This is a genomic window from Aggregatibacter sp. HK296 (assembly GCF_980469475.1).
On sequence record NZ_OZ413142.1, the window covers coordinates 1804584 to 1822356 of the forward strand.

At 43.9% G+C, this 17773-nt stretch carries 19 protein-coding genes; 3 read left to right on the forward strand and 16 right to left on the reverse strand.

What is annotated here, in order from left to right:
• Positions 1 to 2: 2 nt before the first annotated feature.
• A complete protein-coding gene (locus tag AC30SH_RS08610; RefSeq protein ID WP_315028334.1) occupies positions 3 to 830 on the reverse strand; it encodes a divergent polysaccharide deacetylase family protein in 828 nt (275 codons plus the stop codon).
• On the reverse strand, positions 827 to 2074 hold the full coding sequence (gene envC, locus AC30SH_RS08615) for a murein hydrolase activator EnvC (protein WP_390882815.1): 1248 nt from the start codon (positions 2072 to 2074) through the stop codon (positions 827 to 829). Before envC ends, AC30SH_RS08610 begins: the two co-directional genes overlap by 4 nt.
• A 271-nt stretch (positions 2075 to 2345) precedes the next feature.
• Between envC and AC30SH_RS08620 the strand changes: the two genes are divergently transcribed.
• Positions 2346 to 3200, forward strand: a complete 855-nt coding sequence (locus AC30SH_RS08620) for a DUF808 domain-containing protein (RefSeq protein ID WP_314886176.1) — start codon at positions 2346 to 2348, stop codon at positions 3198 to 3200.
• Between the two features lie 76 nt (positions 3201 to 3276).
• Here AC30SH_RS08620 and AC30SH_RS08625 read toward each other — a convergent pair whose 3' ends face one another.
• Positions 3277 to 4935: a phospho-sugar mutase gene (locus AC30SH_RS08625; RefSeq protein ID WP_314886175.1), complete on the reverse strand. Its 1659-nt coding sequence runs from the start codon at positions 4933 to 4935 to the stop codon at positions 3277 to 3279.
• A gap of 291 nt (positions 4936 to 5226) precedes the next feature.
• On the opposite strand from AC30SH_RS08625, the gene AC30SH_RS08630 reads away from it, so the two are divergent.
• Positions 5227 to 5910 (forward strand): 2,3-diphosphoglycerate-dependent phosphoglycerate mutase, encoded by a 684-nt coding sequence (locus AC30SH_RS08630; RefSeq protein ID WP_048749730.1) that lies wholly within the window; start codon positions 5227 to 5229, stop codon positions 5908 to 5910.
• A gap of 80 nt (positions 5911 to 5990) precedes the next feature.
• On the opposite strand, the gene AC30SH_RS08635 is transcribed toward AC30SH_RS08630, so the two are convergent.
• The 4 genes from AC30SH_RS08635 to hslV form a co-directional block, all read right to left on the reverse strand.
• Positions 5991 to 6485: a YfbU family protein gene (locus AC30SH_RS08635; protein WP_314886173.1), complete on the reverse strand. Its 495-nt coding sequence runs from the start codon at positions 6483 to 6485 to the stop codon at positions 5991 to 5993.
• Positions 6486 to 6498: 13 nt separating this feature from the next.
• Positions 6499 to 7242 (reverse strand): MlaA family lipoprotein, encoded by a 744-nt coding sequence (locus AC30SH_RS08640; RefSeq protein WP_489582369.1) that lies wholly within the window; start codon positions 7240 to 7242, stop codon positions 6499 to 6501.
• 137 nt (positions 7243 to 7379) lie between these two features.
• Positions 7380 to 8711: an ATP-dependent protease ATPase subunit HslU gene (hslU, locus tag AC30SH_RS08645; RefSeq protein WP_005715625.1), complete on the reverse strand. Its 1332-nt coding sequence runs from the start codon at positions 8709 to 8711 to the stop codon at positions 7380 to 7382.
• 20 nt (positions 8712 to 8731) lie between these two features.
• Positions 8732 to 9259, reverse strand: a complete 528-nt coding sequence (hslV, locus tag AC30SH_RS08650; protein WP_005704683.1) for an ATP-dependent protease subunit HslV — start codon at positions 9257 to 9259, stop codon at positions 8732 to 8734.
• A 219-nt stretch (positions 9260 to 9478) separates the two neighbouring features.
• Between hslV and aphA the strand changes: the two genes are divergently transcribed.
• Positions 9479 to 10186, forward strand: coding sequence for an acid phosphatase AphA (aphA, locus tag AC30SH_RS08655; protein WP_442542174.1), 708 nt, complete (start codon positions 9479 to 9481; stop codon positions 10184 to 10186).
• 250 nt (positions 10187 to 10436) lie between these two features.
• Here the strand turns inward: aphA and AC30SH_RS08660 are convergent, their stop codons facing one another.
• The 9 genes from AC30SH_RS08660 to AC30SH_RS08700 all read right to left on the reverse strand — a co-directional run bounded on the left by AC30SH_RS08660 (position 10437) and on the right by AC30SH_RS08700 (position 17757).
• Entirely contained in the window at positions 10437 to 10754 is a 318-nt protein-coding gene (locus AC30SH_RS08660) for a DUF4298 domain-containing protein (RefSeq protein ID WP_489582370.1), read from the reverse strand.
• Between the two features lie 75 nt (positions 10755 to 10829).
• A complete protein-coding gene (gnd, locus tag AC30SH_RS08665; protein ID WP_230621842.1) occupies positions 10830 to 12284 on the reverse strand; it encodes a decarboxylating NADP(+)-dependent phosphogluconate dehydrogenase in 1455 nt (484 codons plus the stop codon).
• 20 nt (positions 12285 to 12304) lie between these two features.
• Positions 12305 to 13093: a hypothetical protein gene (locus AC30SH_RS08670; RefSeq protein ID WP_489582371.1), complete on the reverse strand. Its 789-nt coding sequence runs from the start codon at positions 13091 to 13093 to the stop codon at positions 12305 to 12307.
• A gap of 103 nt (positions 13094 to 13196) precedes the next feature.
• Entirely contained in the window at positions 13197 to 13616 is a 420-nt protein-coding gene (locus tag AC30SH_RS08675; protein WP_489582372.1) for a hypothetical protein, read from the reverse strand.
• Between the two features lie 153 nt (positions 13617 to 13769).
• The gene (locus tag AC30SH_RS08680; protein ID WP_212510216.1) at positions 13770 to 14162 is read right to left on the reverse strand and encodes a GNAT family N-acetyltransferase; all 393 of its coding nucleotides are present in this window, start codon (positions 14160 to 14162) and stop codon (positions 13770 to 13772) included.
• Between the two features lie 33 nt (positions 14163 to 14195).
• A complete protein-coding gene (pgl, locus tag AC30SH_RS08685) occupies positions 14196 to 14894 on the reverse strand; it encodes a 6-phosphogluconolactonase (RefSeq protein WP_489582373.1) in 699 nt (232 codons plus the stop codon).
• A gap of 23 nt (positions 14895 to 14917) precedes the next feature.
• On the reverse strand, positions 14918 to 16402 hold the full coding sequence (gene zwf / locus AC30SH_RS08690; protein ID WP_489582374.1) for a glucose-6-phosphate dehydrogenase: 1485 nt from the start codon (positions 16400 to 16402) through the stop codon (positions 14918 to 14920).
• Positions 16403 to 16473: 71 nt separating this feature from the next.
• The gene (gene cysQ / locus AC30SH_RS08695; protein ID WP_489582375.1) at positions 16474 to 17292 is read right to left on the reverse strand and encodes a 3'(2'),5'-bisphosphate nucleotidase CysQ; all 819 of its coding nucleotides are present in this window, start codon (positions 17290 to 17292) and stop codon (positions 16474 to 16476) included.
• A 36-nt stretch (positions 17293 to 17328) separates the two neighbouring features.
• Positions 17329 to 17757, reverse strand: a complete 429-nt coding sequence (locus AC30SH_RS08700; protein WP_489582376.1) for a hypothetical protein — start codon at positions 17755 to 17757, stop codon at positions 17329 to 17331.
• Positions 17758 to 17773: the final 16 nt, after the last annotated feature.

Here is a 17773-nt window from a genome sequence, read left to right on the forward strand (position 1 = left end):
GACTAAGGCACGCCACGCAACAATGGTACTGAGGTATAAGGTGGAATGGAGGTGGGCGCAGGCATTTCGCTAAAGAGAAGGATAAAAGGTTTCGGCGGTGCTACTTTTTCGTTTCGCCACAAACTACCCATAGAAACCAGCTGCACGTCCGCAGGCAAATTGGCGATGCCCGCTTGCAAGACGGCAATGGTATTTTTTCGCGGATGCCCGATGGCAATGGCGATGCCGTGTTTCTGTGCATATTGCACGGCGGCTTGAAATTGTCGTTGCACATCAGCAAACGTATCGCTGTCGTCTAAAAAGATATGCCGATCTAACGTGCGTACACCTTGTTCTTTTGCCATTTTACCCGCCACACTGCGACCAATAGTGCGGCTATCCAGGAAAGACAAATGACGCTCACGAAGTGCGGTCATTAATTTGGTCATTAACGGCCCATCTGCCGTGGCGGCGCTTCCCATATGATTGTTCATCCCAATGGCGTTGGAAACAATATTGTGAGCGGTTTGAACGCGGTGATTCACCTCCCCTTGTGACATGCCCAAATGCAAACCACCGTCTTCAATTTTCATTTTAGACTGCGTTTCCATGGGCATATGAATGAGAATATCACGCCCTTGTTGGAACGCCTGTTGATTACGCTGTTTGGCGTAAGGCGCAGCCGGAATAATCGCCACCGACACCGCTTTCGGCATCGCCAAAATCTGAGCATCTTCTTTCGCATGATAGCCTAAATCGTCAATCACTATGGCTAGTTTAGCAGAATAGGCAAAGGGTGCCGACAAAAGTGCGGTCGCCAACAACAACGTTTTTCTGATCGCCCAATTCATCGCAACCAACCTAACGGATTCACTGCCACACCTTTGCGACGAATCTCAAAATACAATCCGTTTTTCGATTGGCCGCCGCTATTGCCCACTTCACCGATTTTTTGGCCGGCTTTCACGAGCTGCCCTTCTTTCACCGCAACCGATTGGTTATAGCCATACAAACTCAAATCGCTATCGCCATGTTTCACGATCACCATTAAGCCGTAACCTTGCAGCCAGTTAGCAAGAATCACCCGCCCGTCAGCAATGGCTTTCACCGGTGTACCAGCGCCCGCCGCAATCACGATCCCCTTCCAACGCAACTCGCCCATTTGAGTTGAACCAAAACTGTTCACGACTTTGCCCGCCACCGGAAAACCATATTGTTTTTTCGGCGTGCCTAACCCTGCGGTGCTGTTCAACAGTTGCAGCTCCTGCGCTGTCGGTTGATAAGGCTTGTGATGTTTGGTTTCTTCCGCCTGTTTTTTCTGCGCCAAGGCTTCTCGTTCACGTTGTTCTTGCTGACGCGCCACCTGCTCCGCTCGTTGGATTTCTTGGCGCAACGCATTTTCGTTGGCTTTCAGCGCTTCTAATTTATTTTCATCACGCGTTAAGTTTTGATTCAGTTGGTTCAACGTGCTTTGCCGTTCCTTCTGTACTTTTTGCAATTCTTGCTGCTGTTTTTTCTGCCCGGCAAGTTGCGCTTGTTGTTCCTTTTGCTGTTCGGCAATCACATCTTTTTGTTTTGCCAACTGTATTTGTGTATTTTTTAATTCCTCAATAAGTTTCATGCGGGCTTGATTTAAATGCTCATAATACGCTTTCATGCGTTCTGCATTTTGCCCTTTATCGGACAGCATCCGCTCCGCCACCGATGGATTCGTGCCGGAACGATATGCAGAATCCAACTGCTTCGCCAGTTTTGCTTTTTGTTCTTTTTCTTGTTTTTGTAACTGTTTGATTTGTCTATCGGTATCGCCGATATTTTTGCGAATTTCTTTTAAATCCGATTCCGTTTGACGTAATTGCCCGATCACCGAATTAATCTGATTTTCTTGAGTTTTTAATGTGCTCTGTAGTTTCTGCTGTTCCCGCTTTTGCTGCTCAATTTTCTGTTTTTGTTGTTGAATTTGCTGATGAATTTTTGATAAATCCTCGTTAGGTGCAGCAAAAGAAAGGGGCGTGCAGAACAAAAGTGCGGTGAAAATCAGACGCATTTTTTGCCTGCTTAACATGTTTTTAGCCCGAAGTAGTGACTTATTCATTTGATACTGCATAACCATAATTATTCCTTTCTTGTAACGCCGCACAAATATACCACTAATTTGTACCAGACCTGATTTCTCCTGTTAAAAAAATGAATTATTTTTCATCATTGCAATCTGTTCCCGATAAAAAATATAGCCCATCTCACCAAAAGTGCGGTTAAAATCTCCCTCGTTTTTAACCGCACTTTCGTAAATTCCCGTTGACTTCTCTTCTCCCTCTTCCCCACAATATGCGCTTATTTGTTTCGTTTTAATACAAGGAAAGAAAATGGCGTTTAGCTCATTATTTACTTTATTGGATGATATTGCATCGTTATTGGACGATGTGTCTGTGATGACCAAAGTGGCTGCCAAGAAAACGGTCGGTGTGGTGGGGGATGATTTGGCGTTGAACGCCAATCAAGTGACCGGCGCCACTGCAGAACGGGAATTGCCGATTGTATGGGCAGTGGCAAAAGGTTCCTTGGTGAACAAAGTTATTTTAATTCCTATCGCGCTGTTATTAGCTGCCTTTTTACCGGCACTGATCGTGCCTTTATTGATGCTCGGCGGAGCCTATTTGTGCTTTGAAGGCGTGGAAAAAATCCTGCATAAATTTTTTGCTCATGAACACCATCACAAAAAAACTGCTTTCGATGAAAAAGCCAAAATTCGTGGTGCCGTGCGTACAGATTTCATTCTTTCTGCCGAAATCATTATTATCGCCTTAGGTGAACTTGCCGAATCGCCGATTTCCGTGCAAATCATCGCCCTTTCACTCATCGGAATTGGCATCACTGTTTTCGTTTACGGCATTGTGGCGCTTATCGTCAAAGCAGATGATTTCGGTTTATTTTTAATGCGAAAAGGCGGTATCGCAAGCCATGTCGGCAAAGGCGTTTTATTTTTAATGCCCAAATTCATGCGATCATTAAGCTTCATTGGCACCCTAGCGATGTTCTTGGTCGGTGGCGGGATTTTCGTACATAACGTTGAAGCCATTCACCACTTTTTAGAAAATCTTCACCTCGCTGAAGGCGTTTTAGGGCAAATCGCCACACTGGTTACCGGTTTGGCTGTAGGCGCAATTTGTTGTTTAGTGATATTGCCATTAATGAAATTCTTTGAGAAAAAAGCGGCATAAATCCACCGCACTTTCCAAAAGAAAACGGTATTCTTAAATAAGAATACCGTTTTTTATTTCTCGTTAGTCGGGCTGATTAGCAATCCTGCTTACCATACGCCTCTTGACGTAAAATCGTGCGAACTGCCGCATCGAATTCCGCCAACACATGATCGGCATTTTTCGGATCTGTACCACGTGCATCAAGATAGAATTTGATTTTCGGTTCAGTACCGGACGGACGCGCAATAAGGCGGCTGCCGTTTTCCAAGACGAAGACCAAAATGTCGCTTTGACGGTCGGTTTTGGTGTGGTCGATAAATTGTACCACATTGAAACCACCGATTTGGCTTGGCGGGTTGTTGCGAAGTGCGGTCATTAATTTGCCGATTTCAGACAAATCGCTCACACGAATAGAAATTTGTCCGCTCACATAAGCGCCAAATTCTTTGGTGAATTCCTCTGCATAATCTGCCAAGGTTTTGCCTTGTTTCTTCAAGCTACGCACTAAATCCAAGAATACGATAGCGGCTGAAATACCGTCTTTATCGCGTACTTTGTCCGGATCCACCAAATAACCCAACGCTTCTTCAAAACCGAATAACAAGCCTTGAACTTTACCGATATATTTGAAACCGGTAAGGGTTTCTTGGGATTCAAAACCATAACGTTTCGCAATCTCTGCCAAGGCAGGCGAGGACACGAGGGAACAAGCCAATACGCCTTTTTTACCTTGTGCTTGATATTGTTTCGCCAAATACCAACCTAAGAAGCAGCCCACCACGTTGCCGTGCAATGGTTTCCAGTTGCCTTCAGCATCCGGCACTGCCACCGCTAAACGGTCAGCATCCGGGTCATTCGCAATAATAAATTCGGCATTGTGTGCTTTTGCCACTTGAATCGCTAAATCTAACGCACCTTTTTCTTCCGGATTAGGGAAGTTCACGGTTGGGAAAGTGCCGTCCGGCCAGACTTGTTCAGCAACGATGTGCGGTTGTGGCAAGCCTGCTTTGGCTAATGTTTTGCTCAACACTTCATAGCCCACACCGTGCATGGCGGTGTAAACATAGTTAATGTCGGTTTGAGGTTCTTTCGCAAGCGCGGCTGTTTTCGCAATGTAAGCATCCACCACAGTGTCATCTAATACGATGTAATCTTGGCTACGCGGTAAATCTTTCACACTGCCGGCAGCGACTTTATCAATTAACGCCGCAATGTCTTTGTCTGCCGGAGAAACAATTTGTCCGCCGCCGTTGGCTTTGCCCAAATAAACTTTATAGCCGTTATCTTCCGGTGGGTTGTGGCTGGCTGTCACCATCACGCCTGCGGTGGTATCAAAATATTGAATAGCGTAAGCCAACACCGGGGTTGGTAAATTGCGTGGTAATAAATACGCTTTAATGCCCGCGCCCGCCATGATTTCAGCCGTGTCGCGTGCAAATACATCGGAGTTTTTACGGCCGTCATAACCAATCACGATGGAAGGCTGTTTGTCATACCCTTTTAAATACTCAGCCAACCCGCCGGCAGCTTGCGCCACCAACACACGATTCATCCCCATAGAACCGGCTTGCAGGCGACCACGTAAACCGGCGGTACCGAATTGTAAACGTCCGTCAAAACGGGCAGCAAGTTCAGCTTCCGCTTTTGCATCTCCACCTTTTGCCGCGCTTAAAAGTGCGGTTAATTCTGCGTGCGTTTCAGCGTCCGGATCTTGGTTTAACCAATTTTGTGCCATCTCGAAAAGTGCTGACATAGTGACTCCTTGTAACATGAATGATTAAAAAACTCCCCCTAGCCTATCTAAAAAGCGCTGTGATGGGAACGTTTATTTCCGATTAATTCCCTGTATTTTGATCTATTTCACAGATTCACCGAAGGCAATCGGTTGCCTCTTTTTTATGAAAATAGACACACGAAAAAACCTCGCGAAAGATGCCCTTTTGACGCAAAAGTGCGGTAGAAAATAAACGAGTTTTTCCTTTATAAAAAAGCGTTTTTTTGCTATAACTGAAGCAGTTTTTTTAATTAATCTAGGAGACTTATTATGGAATTAGTTTTTATTCGTCACGGCTTCAGTGAATGGAATGCAAAAAACTTATTTACCGGTTGGCGCGATGTCAATTTGACAGAGCGCGGCGTGGAAGAAGCCAAAACCGCAGGTCAAAAATTATTGAATGCCGGTTTTGAATTCGACATTGCTTTCACCTCCGTCCTCACTCGTGCGATCAAAACCTGTAATATCGTGTTGGAAGAATCTCACCAATTATGGATTCCACAAGTAAAAAACTGGCGTTTAAACGAACGTCACTATGGTGAACTACAAGGCTTAGACAAAAAAGCCACCGCCGAAAAATACGGTGATGAGCAAGTTCACATTTGGCGCCGTTCTTACGACACATTGCCACCATTATTAGATCCGAAAGACCCAAATTCTGCCCACAATGACCGTCGCTACGCACACTTACCGGCTGATGTCATTCCGGATGGCGAAAACTTAAAAGTGACCTTAGAGCGTGTACTTCCGTTCTGGGAAGACCAAATCGCACCGGCATTATTAAGCGGTAAACGCGTTTTAGTGGTTGCGCACGGTAACTCTTTGCGCGCACTTGCAAAACACATTGAAGGCATTTCTGATGCGGATATTATGGATTTAGAAATCCCAACCGGTCAGCCATTGGTGTACAAATTAGATGACAACTTGAAAGTGGTTGAAAAATCTTATTTGTAATCCCAAATAAAATTCACCATAAAAAAACAACCGCACTTTAGTCACTAAAGTGCGGTTTATTTTTGCGTTGTTTTTAAAAATTAAGCATTCAAGATATTCTCAATTTCTGCCATGCTTAAATGATATTCATGCGGGCACGCTTTCCAGGCATCGATCATGCGAGAATATTTGTCTCTCATTGGCGTTTGAGAATCGCAACCGTGTTCGCAACGCATAAACTCCTGATATTTTCCTTCCACGCTTGTGATAAAACGGAGATAGTTAAGGTATTTTTTCTCACGTACCGCGCAGTAACCGACAAACTGTAATCGGTGTTCGCTCAATTCGGATTTATCACTCAAATTGTTATAGGAAATTTGCAACGCTTTATACATTTCCAACGTATCCAATACCGTGTGGCATTCTTCTTCCGAAATTACTGAAAACTCATTGTCCAATTCACCCAATTCCAAGCTAAACCCACCTTTCACAATGGCTTCTAAACGTTGGTATTTTGCCGCATTGTTCGGATCCAATAGCGCCATTAATTTATATTGGTTAACTAAAATTAAACGTTGGGTAGATGACATTTCCATAACCGCTCTCCTATTAATCAATTTGGTTGAGAATATCGTTTGATAAAACCGGATCCGCTTTTTTCTCTTTATCGCCGTTGATGCGTTGTTCCAATCGTTGGAAATAAGCTTCACGGAAAGTGAGGTACGGGTCTTGTGCCTGATCTAATAGCGCTTCTTTATCCATCAATTTCGCACGCGTATCAATGCCTTGCAACCCGGCTTTTAAGAAGCCCCAAGGACCAAGCAAGGAAAGCATTGGATAAGTCGTATCCGCCAGATTACCAATGTCTTGGCGCGGTGTTGCGGCACCATATAACGGCAACATCACATAAGGGCCGGTTCCAACACCATAGCGCCCTAACGTATCACCAAAACGGTTATCATCTTGTTTTTTCAACGGATCGCTATAACTTGCCACATCAATTAAACCACCCAATCCGAAAATCGTGTTAATCCAGAAACGGTTAAAATGAATGAGTGCCTGCTTAAAATCACCTTGAATCAAACGGTTGGCAAAACTTGCCGGTTCATCAAGGTTATCCGCCACATTAATGACACCGGTACGCACCGGACTTGGCACATAGTTTTTCCAGCCCTTAGCTAACGGTTTCAACACATAAGGGTCAGCAACGTGATAGTTGAAATCCCACATTGTGCGGTTAAACCCTTCTAAGACGTCTTTACGTTCGCCGGTTTGCGGATCGATAGAAGAAGAACATCCGGTTAATAATACGGAGCCTAATAATAATGCGGCAAGGTATTTTTTTATTTGCATAATGACACTCAAGCTGATGAAAAGATGGGCTCATTGTAAACAACTTACCTTGCAACTACAAAAACTTTCTAAAAACCCACCGCACTTAAGAAAACAAAAGGCACGATGTTTATCGTGCCTTCATAACCAAGAAAAAATTACAGAATGAAACGGCTTAAATCTTCGTTCTCGATCACCTCACCCAAGGCTTCAGTGACATATGCGGCATCAATGTTCACGGTTTGACCATCCATGTCGCTGGCGTTGAAAGAAATTTTATCCATTAAGCGCTCCATTACCGTATGTAAACGGCGCGCACCGATATTTTCGGTCTTTTCGTTGACACGAAATGCCGCTTCGGCGATTTTCTTAATGGCGTCTTGAGTAAATTCAATATTCACCCCTTCCGTTGCCATTAAGGCTTTGTATTGCTCGGTTAAAGAGGCATTCGGCTCAGTCAGAATACGCTCGAAATCCTCGGCAGTGAGTGCAGAAAGTTCCACACGAATCGGCAAACGGCCTTGTAATTCCGGGATTAAATCTGACGGGCGTGCCACTTGGAACGCACCGGAAGCGATAAACAAAATGTGATCGGTTTTCACCATACCGTGTTTGGTGTTGACGGTTGAACCTTCCACTAACGGCAATAAATCACGTTGCACACCTTCGCGGGAAACATCCGCACCGCTGTATTCGCCTTTCTTACAAATTTTGTCGATTTCATCGATAAACACGATGCCGTTTTGCTCCACCGCATCAATGGCTTTTTGTTTCAACTCTTCCGGGTTCACCAGTTTCGCCGCTTCATCGTCAATTAAGGTTTTTAACGCATCCTTAATTTTCATTTTACGTTTTTTAGTTTGGCTACCGGAAAGATTCTCGAACATGGATTGTAATTGACTCGTCATGTCTTCCATGCCCGGAGGTGCCATAATTTCCACGCCCATAGATACACCTGCGACATCGATTTCCACTTCTTTATCGTCTAACTGACCTTCGCGTAGTTTCTTACGGAAAATCTGACGGGTGTTGCTTTGACTATCACGGTTTTCCACTTCACCCCATTGGTTCTTCGCCGCAGGCAATAAAGCATCTAAAATTCGCTCTTCTGCCGCTTCTTCTGCTTTAGCACGATTTTTGACGATTTCCTGTTGGCGCACCAATTTCATGGCGCTGTCGGTTAAATCGCGAATAATGGAATCCACTTCTTTGCCCACATAACCTACTTCGGTAAATTTAGTGGCTTCTACTTTAATGAACGGCGCATTGGCTAATTTTGCCAAACGGCGGGCAATTTCGGTTTTCCCCACGCCAGTCGGCCCAATCATAAGAATATTTTTCGGGGTCACTTCATGGCGCATTGGCTCTTGCAGCTGCATTCTGCGCCAACGGTTTCTTAGGGCAATTGCTACTGCGCGCTTGGCGTCGCTTTGACCGATAATATGTTGATCTAATTCAGAAACTATTTCACGAGGCGTCATTTCAGACATGGTTTATTCCTTATAAATTTTTAATTCGGCAATTCTTCAATAGTGAAATTGGTATTGGTAAACACACAAATTTCACCGGCAATTTTGAGAGATTTTTCTACAATTTCACGCGCCGATAATTCCGTATTTTCCACTAACGCACGGGCAGCAGATAAAGCGTAGTTGCCGCCGGAACCGATAGCAAGAATCTGATCTTCTTCCGGTTGTACCACATCACCGATACCGGTAATGATCAGGCTTTCTTTTTCATCCGCGACGATTAACATGGCTTCTAATTTACGCAGTGCGCGGTCGGTGCGCCAATCTTTCGCTAATTCCACCGCACTTTTCAATAAATGCCCTTGGTGCATTTCCAATTTACGCTCAAAAAGCTCAAACAATGTAAAGGCATCTGCCGTGCCGCCGGCAAAACCGGCCAACACTTTGCCATTATACAAACGACGCACTTTGCGCGCGTTACCTTTCATCACCGTATTGCCAAGGGAAACCTGTCCGTCACCGCCGACAACCACTTTGCCGTTGCGACGTACACTTACAATCGTAGTCATAATGCTATCCTTTAAAAATGGAAAATGTGGAGGTTATATTGAGGTAATTTAGGGGGAATTCAAGGGGGAAAACAATATTGGCTATTTATTCACCAATCACATGATAAAAATGTGATCACGGTCAGAATTTTGTATAGCAAACGATTGCTCGAAATTGCGTAATAGAACAAAAAAGGTAGGATTACCGCCGATATATTCACAATCTCATCAGGAGTCACAATGAAAAATCTTGTTAAACTTTCTCTTGTCGCCCTTTTAACCGCGGCAGCAATTCCCGCCATGGCGGCCAAAACCGAACCTTATACCAATCAAGGTACCAATGCCCGTGAAATGCTCGTGGAACAACCAATCCACTGGATTTCCGTTGAGCAACTGAAAAAAGAATTGGAAGGCAAAGCACCGATCAATGTAAGTTTTGATATTGACGATACCGTGCTATTCAGTAGCCCTTGTTTTTATCACGGACAACAAAAATATTCTCCGGGCAAACATGATTACTTAAAAAACCAAGATTTCTGGAATGAAGTAAATGCCGGTTGTGACCAATATTCCATTCCAAAACAAATTGCCATAGATTTAATTAATATGCACCAAGCCCGTGGCGACCAAATTTATTTCATCACCGGACGCACTGCCGGCGATAAAGATGGCGTTACCCCAGTATTACAAAAAGCCTTTAATATTAAAGACATGCACCCGGTTGAATTTATGGGCGGACGTGAGCTTACCACCAAATACAACAAAACCCCTGGCATTATCAAACACAAAGTCACCATTCACTACGGTGACAGTGACGATGACATTCTTGCTGCCAAAGAAGCCGGCGTTCGCGGCATCCGCCTCATGCGCGCCGCTAACTCCACTTACCAACCAATGCCAACCCTTGGTGGATATGGTGAAGAAGTGTTAATTAACTCAAGCTATTAATTTTTAAAAACACATAAAAAATTGACCGCACTTTGAAATGCTCAAAGTGCGGTCTGTTTTTTCAATGAATTTCAGCTTGGATTAGAAGCGAATTTCGACGGAGGCGGCGAAGTTTCTGCCCGGTTGATAATAACGCTCTAGGCCAGAGATAACTGCCATAGGTTGAATAACGCTAGATTGTAAAAATAAAAAATAAGAGGAAAAATAGATCTACTTGAGAATAATTTGCATTTGTATGATCTGGTACGACTTACTTATTATTGTCTAAAATCCGACTGATTAATTTCAGCCATTGCACCGCTAACTCCCGCTGCATAACGCTCGCATTAAACACCGGATCTTCGCCCAATACACCGCAAGGCAAATCAGGTGGAATTTCGCCTTGTTCATAAGCGGCATAATCCTCACGCCAGTCACCGTCAAAATAATAGCGCTCCAAAGCTTCCATTTTCGGCAGAAACGCCTGCCATTTTTCCAAAAATGCCTCGGCATCCGCTAAAAAATCATTGGCTTCGTTCAGAATGCCTTCCATTTCTGTGATTTGCTCTAAACGGGCTTTCGATAACATACGACCTCCAAAACATTCAAAAAAATGACCGCACTTTCATTTAAAGTGCGGTCCATTTACAGCGTGTTTTACAAATTACACATCATACGTGGTGGATGCGGTATTGCCGCCGCGCCCCGTCCAGTTGGTGTGGAAGAATTCGCCGCGTGGTTTGTCGGTGCGTTCGTAAGTGTGCGCGCCGAAGTAGTCACGTTGCGCTTGCAACAGATTTGCCGGCAGGCGGGCGGAAGTGTAACCGTCTAAGAAGGTAATCGCCGACGCCATACATGGCATTGGAATGCCCACTTCGATGGATTTTGCCACCACTTTGCGCCATTCGCCCATGGCGTTTTCCAAAATGCCTTTGAAGTAGCTGTCGGAACCTAAGAAGATTAAATCCGGGTTCGCTTCGTACGCATCGCGAATGTTGCCTAAGAAACGGCTACGGATAATACAGCCTTCGCGCCATAATAAGGCGGTGTTGCCGTAGTTGATGTTCCAGTTGAAGTTTTCAGACGCTTCACGAATCAACATAAAGCCTTGTGCGTAAGAAATGATTTTTGACGCCAACAGAGCTTTGCGCACCGCTTCAATCCATTCATTTTTATCGCCTTCCACTTTGCCAACGGTTTTGCCGAATAATTGGCTTGCGGCAACGCGTTGATCTTTAAAAGCAGATACGCAACGGGCGAACACGGACTCGGTGATTAAGGTCAATGGAATACCGAAATCAAGGGCATTGATCCCCGTCCATTTGCCCGTACCTTTTTGCCCTGCCGTATCTAAAATTTTATCCACTAAACGGTTACCGTCTTCATCTTTATAGCCAAGAATATCGGCGGTGATGTCGATTAAGTAGCTGTCTAATTCGGTGTTACGCCATGCTTTGAAAGTCGCTTCCAACTCATCATCAGACAAGCCCACGCCTTCTTTTAAGAATTGGTAGGCTTCGCAAATTAATTGCATATCGCCGTATTCAATGCCGTTATGCACCATTTTCACAAAATGACCTGCGCCATCTTTGCCCACCCAATCACAGCACGCTTCGCCTTTGTCGGTTTTGGCGGAAATTGCTTGTAATACCGGTTTTACGAATGGCCATGCTTCTTCGTTACCGCCCGGCATGATGGATGGTCCGTGGCGTGCGCCCTCTTCACCGCCGGAAACGCCGGTACCGATAAAGCGAATGCCTTTTTCACGCAACGCCGCCACACGACGGTTGGTGTCCGGATAGTTTGAGTTACCGCCATCAATAATGATGTCGCCTTCTTCTAAGTGCGGGAGTAATGCATCAATGAATTGATCCACCACCTCCCCCGCGCGCACCATTAACATCACTTTGCGCGGTTTTTCTAATTTGCTCGCTAAATCTTCCAAAGAATAAGCACCGATAATGTTCGTGCCTTTTGCCGCACCTTGTAAAAATTCATCCACTTTGGATGTGGTACGGTTATACGCCACCACTTTAAACCCGTGGTCGTTCATATTTAAAATGAGGTTCTGCCCCATCACGGCCAAGCCGATAACACCGATGTCGCCTTTTACTGACATTGTTTTCTCCTGTTTTTATATTAATCCATTGTCTTTGATTTTAAGATTTTTCTAAGTTCTTTTAACGCAATCACTGAATGCTCTCTTCTACTAGATGGATGAACAGTTCTATAACATAAAATATCCTCATCGTAATTACCTGAAAAATAAAACTGTTCTAAATATTTTTTATCTAAACCAGACACCGCACTTTTACCTGCTGGCTTTAAATCATCTTTAAAATAAGCTCTTCTAGCAATGATTGCTTGTCTATCAAGTCCAGATGCCAATATGATGATATTAGGTTGTAAAATTTCAATTTGAGCTTTTAATAAAGATTCTGATATTTTCTTTATATTTGCAAATACTGATTCACTATCTATTTTACCAGGGTTCGATTTTTTATAAGACACACAGAATATATTCGCCCATAAAATACTTGCATTAGGGTTTTCTTGAGATACTTTTCTAAAGAAATTAAAGAAACATTTTCCTTTTTTATTTACTGAGTCAGACCTTTCTAAATTGCGAATAACCCAAGATTTACTCAAACTCATTAATTGATAAACTGAGCTCTGATCATATTTTTCTAGATCCTTTCGCTTCTCTCCCCAACCTCTAGTTTCTCTCCCTACAATTAAAATTCGATGTTTTTTCTGTTTAAAGTCATCAGGCACAAATCCTAAATGAATTTTTGATAAATTAGAGTTACTTAATAAAGCATCAATTATTTCTTGGTTTTCTTTAAAAATATCTTGGTATCTTTTCACCAATAGCATCTCAATATCAAAATCTTTTGCCGCCGCTTTATCCAAATACCATTCCGTCACGCCTTTTCCCCCTCAACAACGCACGTTTCCCTACATATGCCTTTATCTACAAACACAGACTATGAAGCGTGCGCTATCATCAGTGATGCTGCTATCAAACTGATTACTTTTTGTTAATAAAATAATGTAATTTAATATTTTTTCTGCTTGCAGCTTTTTCTAAATCGGCTTTATCGCTTTCACTGTCACCCATCATATAGACACCGACATTTTTACCGACTTGCGTGACATGTTCCAATGCATAAAGTGCAGTGGCTTTATTAATCATTTGACTATTCCCTGCCACACCAATATTGGCATTATCAATAGATAAAGCTTGTACCATACTTGACGTTGATGGAGAACCTGATGTTTTAATCATTCCTACCACCATCGAATCCGAAAGTGGATTACTGGATGCAGGGATTTGCAACACCAAAGTGCGATCACTTTTCGGCATTTTCATCATAAGCTCATCAACATTGATACCTGAAGAACAAGCAACCAGCACGGTTGCTAAGGCAATTATTAAAAGTTTTTTCATCTTTTATCTCCATTGAAGGGGGACTTATCGCCCCTATGATAGCGCACGTTTCCCAACATGTGTCTTTATCTACAAGCACAGGCCATGAAGCGTGCGCTATCAGTAATCCATCTTCTGACTACACAAAAGTGCGGTCACTTTTCCAAACGTTTTTTAACTCTTTGTCCATGCACTCATGTGCTGTGTAAACCCAATGTGCGGATAATAATCCACCGCTTGCGGAGCAGATAACAGCACGATTTTGGCTTGTGGATGTAATGCCTGTTTGGTGTGTTCGATTAACTGCAAACCGATACCTTGTTTTTGATATTGCTCGTCCACCGCCAAATCAGACAAATAACAACAATATGCAAAATCCGTCACCGAACGGGCGACACCCACCAATAACTCACCATCCCAAGCTGTCACCAATAAATCGGCATGATGTAACATCGCCGCCACACGTTTTTCATCCTCTAACGGACGGCGTGCGCCTAAGGTACTTTTATTGAGTAGCTCAATAAATTGTTCTACTGAAATAGGAAAATTGGTTTTGTATTCGATCATGTCTTTAAGCCTACTATGCCTAATCGCAATCCGTTATAGCAACTTCGCCGCTGCTTTATCCAAATACCATTCCGTCACGCCGTTTTTTGCCTGAATTTTAGCTGCCGGGTAAGGCAGATTCTCCACCGGTGTGGTTTGAATTTCTTTGAGGATTTCCGCTTTGCCTTCGCCTGTCACCAAATAGGTAATGCGTTTGGCTTGTTCAATTAATTTGGCGGTTTTGGAAATGCGGAGCTGTCCGCTTTCAGGATGTTTGGCGATAACGGCAAGATTTTCATCCGCGAAATTGGTTTGATTCGGGAACAAAGAAGCTGTGTGCCCGTCTGCGCCCATGCCGAGGATAATCCAATCAAAAACGCCGCCAGAAATGACCGCACTTAATTCTTCTTCAAAGCGTTTAAGCTCTAAGTGCGGTTCGTTTTCACCACAAATTCGGTGAATGTTTGCTGCCGGAATGTTGATGTGATCAAACAAGAGTTTTTGTACTTCACCGTAATTACTTTCGGAATCAGATGGCGGCACCATGCGATCATCGCCCCACCAGAAATGGAGGTTTTTCCAGTTAATGGCATTCGCGTAAGGAGCTTGTGCCAAGGTTTTAAACAATAATTTCGGTGTAGAACCGCCGGACAAGGAAATGTGTACAGGGTGGTTTGCTTGACTATAAATCACAAATTCTTGGGCGATTTTTTCCACCGCATGTTGAGCAGTTGGAAAGGTAATATAGTTCATTGTTTTTCCGTAGAGTGACTAAATTAAACTTTTTTCTTCATCAAACCACTCGGTTTGCGCCATACTTTGCCTTCTTTGGCAATCAGTTTATCTGCGGCTATCGGGCCCCAACTGCCGGCTTCGTAGTCATACACGCGACCGCCTTGAGCTTTGTAATCCAAAATCGGTTGCACAAATTTCCAAGCGGCGTGTACGGCATCAGTACGGGCAAATAAGGTCGCATCGCCTTTCATGGCATCAAGCAATAAACGCTCGTATGCGGTCATTACGGTGGCGCCTGCTAAATCCGCATAGCGGAAATCCATGGAAACTTCTTTTGCTTCAAAGCCTGCGCCCGGTTTTTTCAAGCCAAAACGCATGGAAATCGCTTCATCCGGCTGAATACGGATAATCAATTTATTTTCCGGTGCATTTTGGCTAAACACCGGGTGCGGTGTGGTTTTGAAGTGAATCACGATTTCAGTGACACGCGCCGGTAAACGTTTGCCGGTGCGTACATAAAACGGCACGCCCGCCCAACGCCAATTTTCAATTTCACAACGCAATGCCATGTAAGTTTCCGTGCGGGAATCTGCCGGCACGCCTTTTTCTTCCAAATAGCCTTTCGCCATTTTGCCGTTAATTTCTGCGGCAGTGTATTGTCCAAGCACCAAATGATGTTCCATGTCTTCATGGGTTAATGGGCGTAAGCAGTGCAATACTTTCGCCACTTCATCACGCATGGAATCCGCATTGATAATCGCCGGTGGCTCCATTGCCACCATCGCCAACACTTGCAACAAATGGTTTTGGAACATATCGCGCATTGCACCGGAACCGTCGTAATAACCACCGCGATCTTCTACGCCAATAGATTCGGCACCGGTAATTTCCACATACTCAATAAAATTGCGGTTCCAAAGCGGCTCAAACCAACCATTAGAAAAACGCAATACAAGCAGGTTTTGTACGGTTTCTTTACCAAGATAATGGTCGATACGATAAATTTGGTGTTCCTCAAAGAAGCGGTGAATTTGAACGTCCAACGCTTCCGCCGTTTTGCGATCATAACCAAACGGTTTTTCCACAATGAGACGTTTCCAACCATTCTCTTCTTTGTTTAAACCATGTTCTGCCAAACATTCCGGAATCACGCCGTATAAACTCGGTGGGGTGGATAAATAATATAAGGTGTTGCCGTTGGTTTTATAGGTTTCATGCAAGGCATCAAGGCGCGGAATCAGTTTGGCATAATCCGCTTTGTCTGAGGTGTTAACGGCTTGGTAATATAAGTGGCGACAAAATTGTTCTAAACATTCGCCTTCCGCGCCTTCGTGTTCAATGAGCGTTTGACGCATTTTTTCACGGAAAGAATCGTCGTTTAATTCGGTGCGCGCCACACCCAAAACGGAGAAATCATCGCCCAACCGATCAATTTTATAAAGGTCATACAACGCCGGAATAAGTTTACGATAGGTTAAATCTCCGGACGCGCCGAAGATAACGATACAACAGTTTTCTGTTTTCATTTGGTTACCACATTAATGTTACGATTTAATAAATGCGTCGTATGATAAGGAAAATCATCCGGCATTTCTAATCACTCTGATAAATCGGAGCGAAAGATATTATCCCATGGAAAATCTCGCGTAACGCCCATTAAAAAGTTCGGATTCACGAAAGATTCCCGTTGATTGTAAGTCAGCGGTTGATAATTTAAGTCAAATACCACCCCGCCCATTTCCGCCAGCAAAATCTCTGCGGCGGCCGTGTCCCACTCACCGGTGCGACCTAAGCGAATATAACAATCGCATACACCGTCCGCCACCAATGTGCTTTTTAAGCTGCTGGAACCACAAATGTGAAATGCATAATCAAAATTCGGGCTTAAAATCGACCGCACTTTTTCCGCCGTTGCTGCAGAACCGACGGCAATGCGCAAAGGTCGGTCTAAAGTAATATCGCGGAACGCCAATTTACACGGTTTTCCCTCTTGCAGCTTATAGGCGCCGAATCCTTTCATGGCGTAATAGGTGTAGCCCAATATCGGTGCATGGATCACGCCCAACACCGGTTGATGATTTTTCACTAAGCTAATGAGCACGGAAAATTGATCGGTGCGATTAATAAATTGTTGCGTACCATCAAGAGGATCAATTAACCAATAAGACTCCCACGCCTGCCGCTCCGCAAGGGGAATATTGCAATTTTCTTCTGACAAAATGGGAATATGCGGTGTAAGTGCGGTCAGTTTTTCCGTTAAAAATTGACTGGAAAACAAATCCGCTTCCGTCACGGGTGTGTTGTCCGCTTTGATTTGAACAGATACCGAATGTTGATAAAAACGACGTAAATGTTCGCCCGCTTGCCGGGCGATATGAATCACATCCTGTAATAAATGCGTTGTGAGAATTGGCATAGTCTTCCCTCCTATGTTCTCAATCCAAGTCGCAATTTATCTCGTTTTCGGCAACAACAAAGGCAACACGAGAACCGAATACAGTGCCATACCAAAGCTGAGCAAAAATGCCATATCAATGCCGCCGCCATGCAACCACACGCCAAAGGTCATAGCAGGTTGGGTTAGCGTCATATAAATAAAACTCGCGATGTTTCCATAACAAAAGGCAATAGTCAGAGAAATTAACACGATCGCCACCACGTTATAACGCGTGTAGCGATAAATCTTTGCCCATAACGCAATCAACAGCGCCGGCACAGTTGCCACGATAAATGTGGCTAAGAAACTAAATAGCACGACATCCGCTATAGTAAATAATTCATCTGTGTTGTCATCAACGTAAATGCTCACGAGCGTGCCAATAATTTGAGCAAGCAAAGGAAATAAAACGAGTGCTTTTAGGTATGGAAATTTAGACGGCATAAGAATTCCTGAGTAA

Coding starts and splice junctions, on each gene's coding strand:
- AC30SH_RS08610 (WP_315028334.1), bottom strand. CDS start 830: ATGAATTGGGCGATCAGAAAAACGTTGTTGTTGGCGACCGCACTTTTG.
- AC30SH_RS08630 (WP_048749730.1), top strand. CDS start 5,227: ATGGAATTAGTTTTTATTCGTCACGGCTTCAGTGAATGGAATGCAAAA.
- gnd (WP_230621842.1), bottom strand. CDS start 12,284: ATGTCAGTAAAAGGCGACATCGGTGTTATCGGCTTGGCCGTGATGGGG.
- zwf (WP_489582374.1), bottom strand. CDS start 16,402: ATGAAAACAGAAAACTGTTGTATCGTTATCTTCGGCGCGTCCGGAGAT.
- hslU (WP_005715625.1), bottom strand. CDS start 8,711: ATGTCTGAAATGACGCCTCGTGAAATAGTTTCTGAATTAGATCAACAT.
- AC30SH_RS08625 (WP_314886175.1), bottom strand. CDS start 4,935: ATGTCAGCACTTTTCGAGATGGCACAAAATTGGTTAAACCAAGATCCG.
- cysQ (WP_489582375.1), bottom strand. CDS start 17,292: ATGCCAATTCTCACAACGCATTTATTACAGGATGTGATTCATATCGCC.
- AC30SH_RS08620 (WP_314886176.1), top strand. CDS start 2,346: ATGGCGTTTAGCTCATTATTTACTTTATTGGATGATATTGCATCGTTA.
- aphA (WP_442542174.1), top strand. CDS start 9,479: ATGAAAAATCTTGTTAAACTTTCTCTTGTCGCCCTTTTAACCGCGGCA.
- AC30SH_RS08700 (WP_489582376.1), bottom strand. CDS start 17,757: ATGCCGTCTAAATTTCCATACCTAAAAGCACTCGTTTTATTTCCTTTG.
- AC30SH_RS08675 (WP_489582372.1), bottom strand. CDS start 13,616: ATGAAAAAACTTTTAATAATTGCCTTAGCAACCGTGCTGGTTGCTTGT.
- hslV (WP_005704683.1), bottom strand. CDS start 9,259: ATGACTACGATTGTAAGTGTACGTCGCAACGGCAAAGTGGTTGTCGGC.
- envC (WP_390882815.1), bottom strand. CDS start 2,074: ATGAATAAGTCACTACTTCGGGCTAAAAACATGTTAAGCAGGCAAAAA.
- AC30SH_RS08680 (WP_212510216.1), bottom strand. CDS start 14,162: ATGATCGAATACAAAACCAATTTTCCTATTTCAGTAGAACAATTTATT.
- AC30SH_RS08640 (WP_489582369.1), bottom strand. CDS start 7,242: ATGCAAATAAAAAAATACCTTGCCGCATTATTATTAGGCTCCGTATTA.
- pgl (WP_489582373.1), bottom strand. CDS start 14,894: ATGAACTATATTACCTTTCCAACTGCTCAACATGCGGTGGAAAAAATC.
- AC30SH_RS08660 (WP_489582370.1), bottom strand. CDS start 10,754: ATGTTATCGAAAGCCCGTTTAGAGCAAATCACAGAAATGGAAGGCATT.
- AC30SH_RS08635 (WP_314886173.1), bottom strand. CDS start 6,485: ATGGAAATGTCATCTACCCAACGTTTAATTTTAGTTAACCAATATAAA.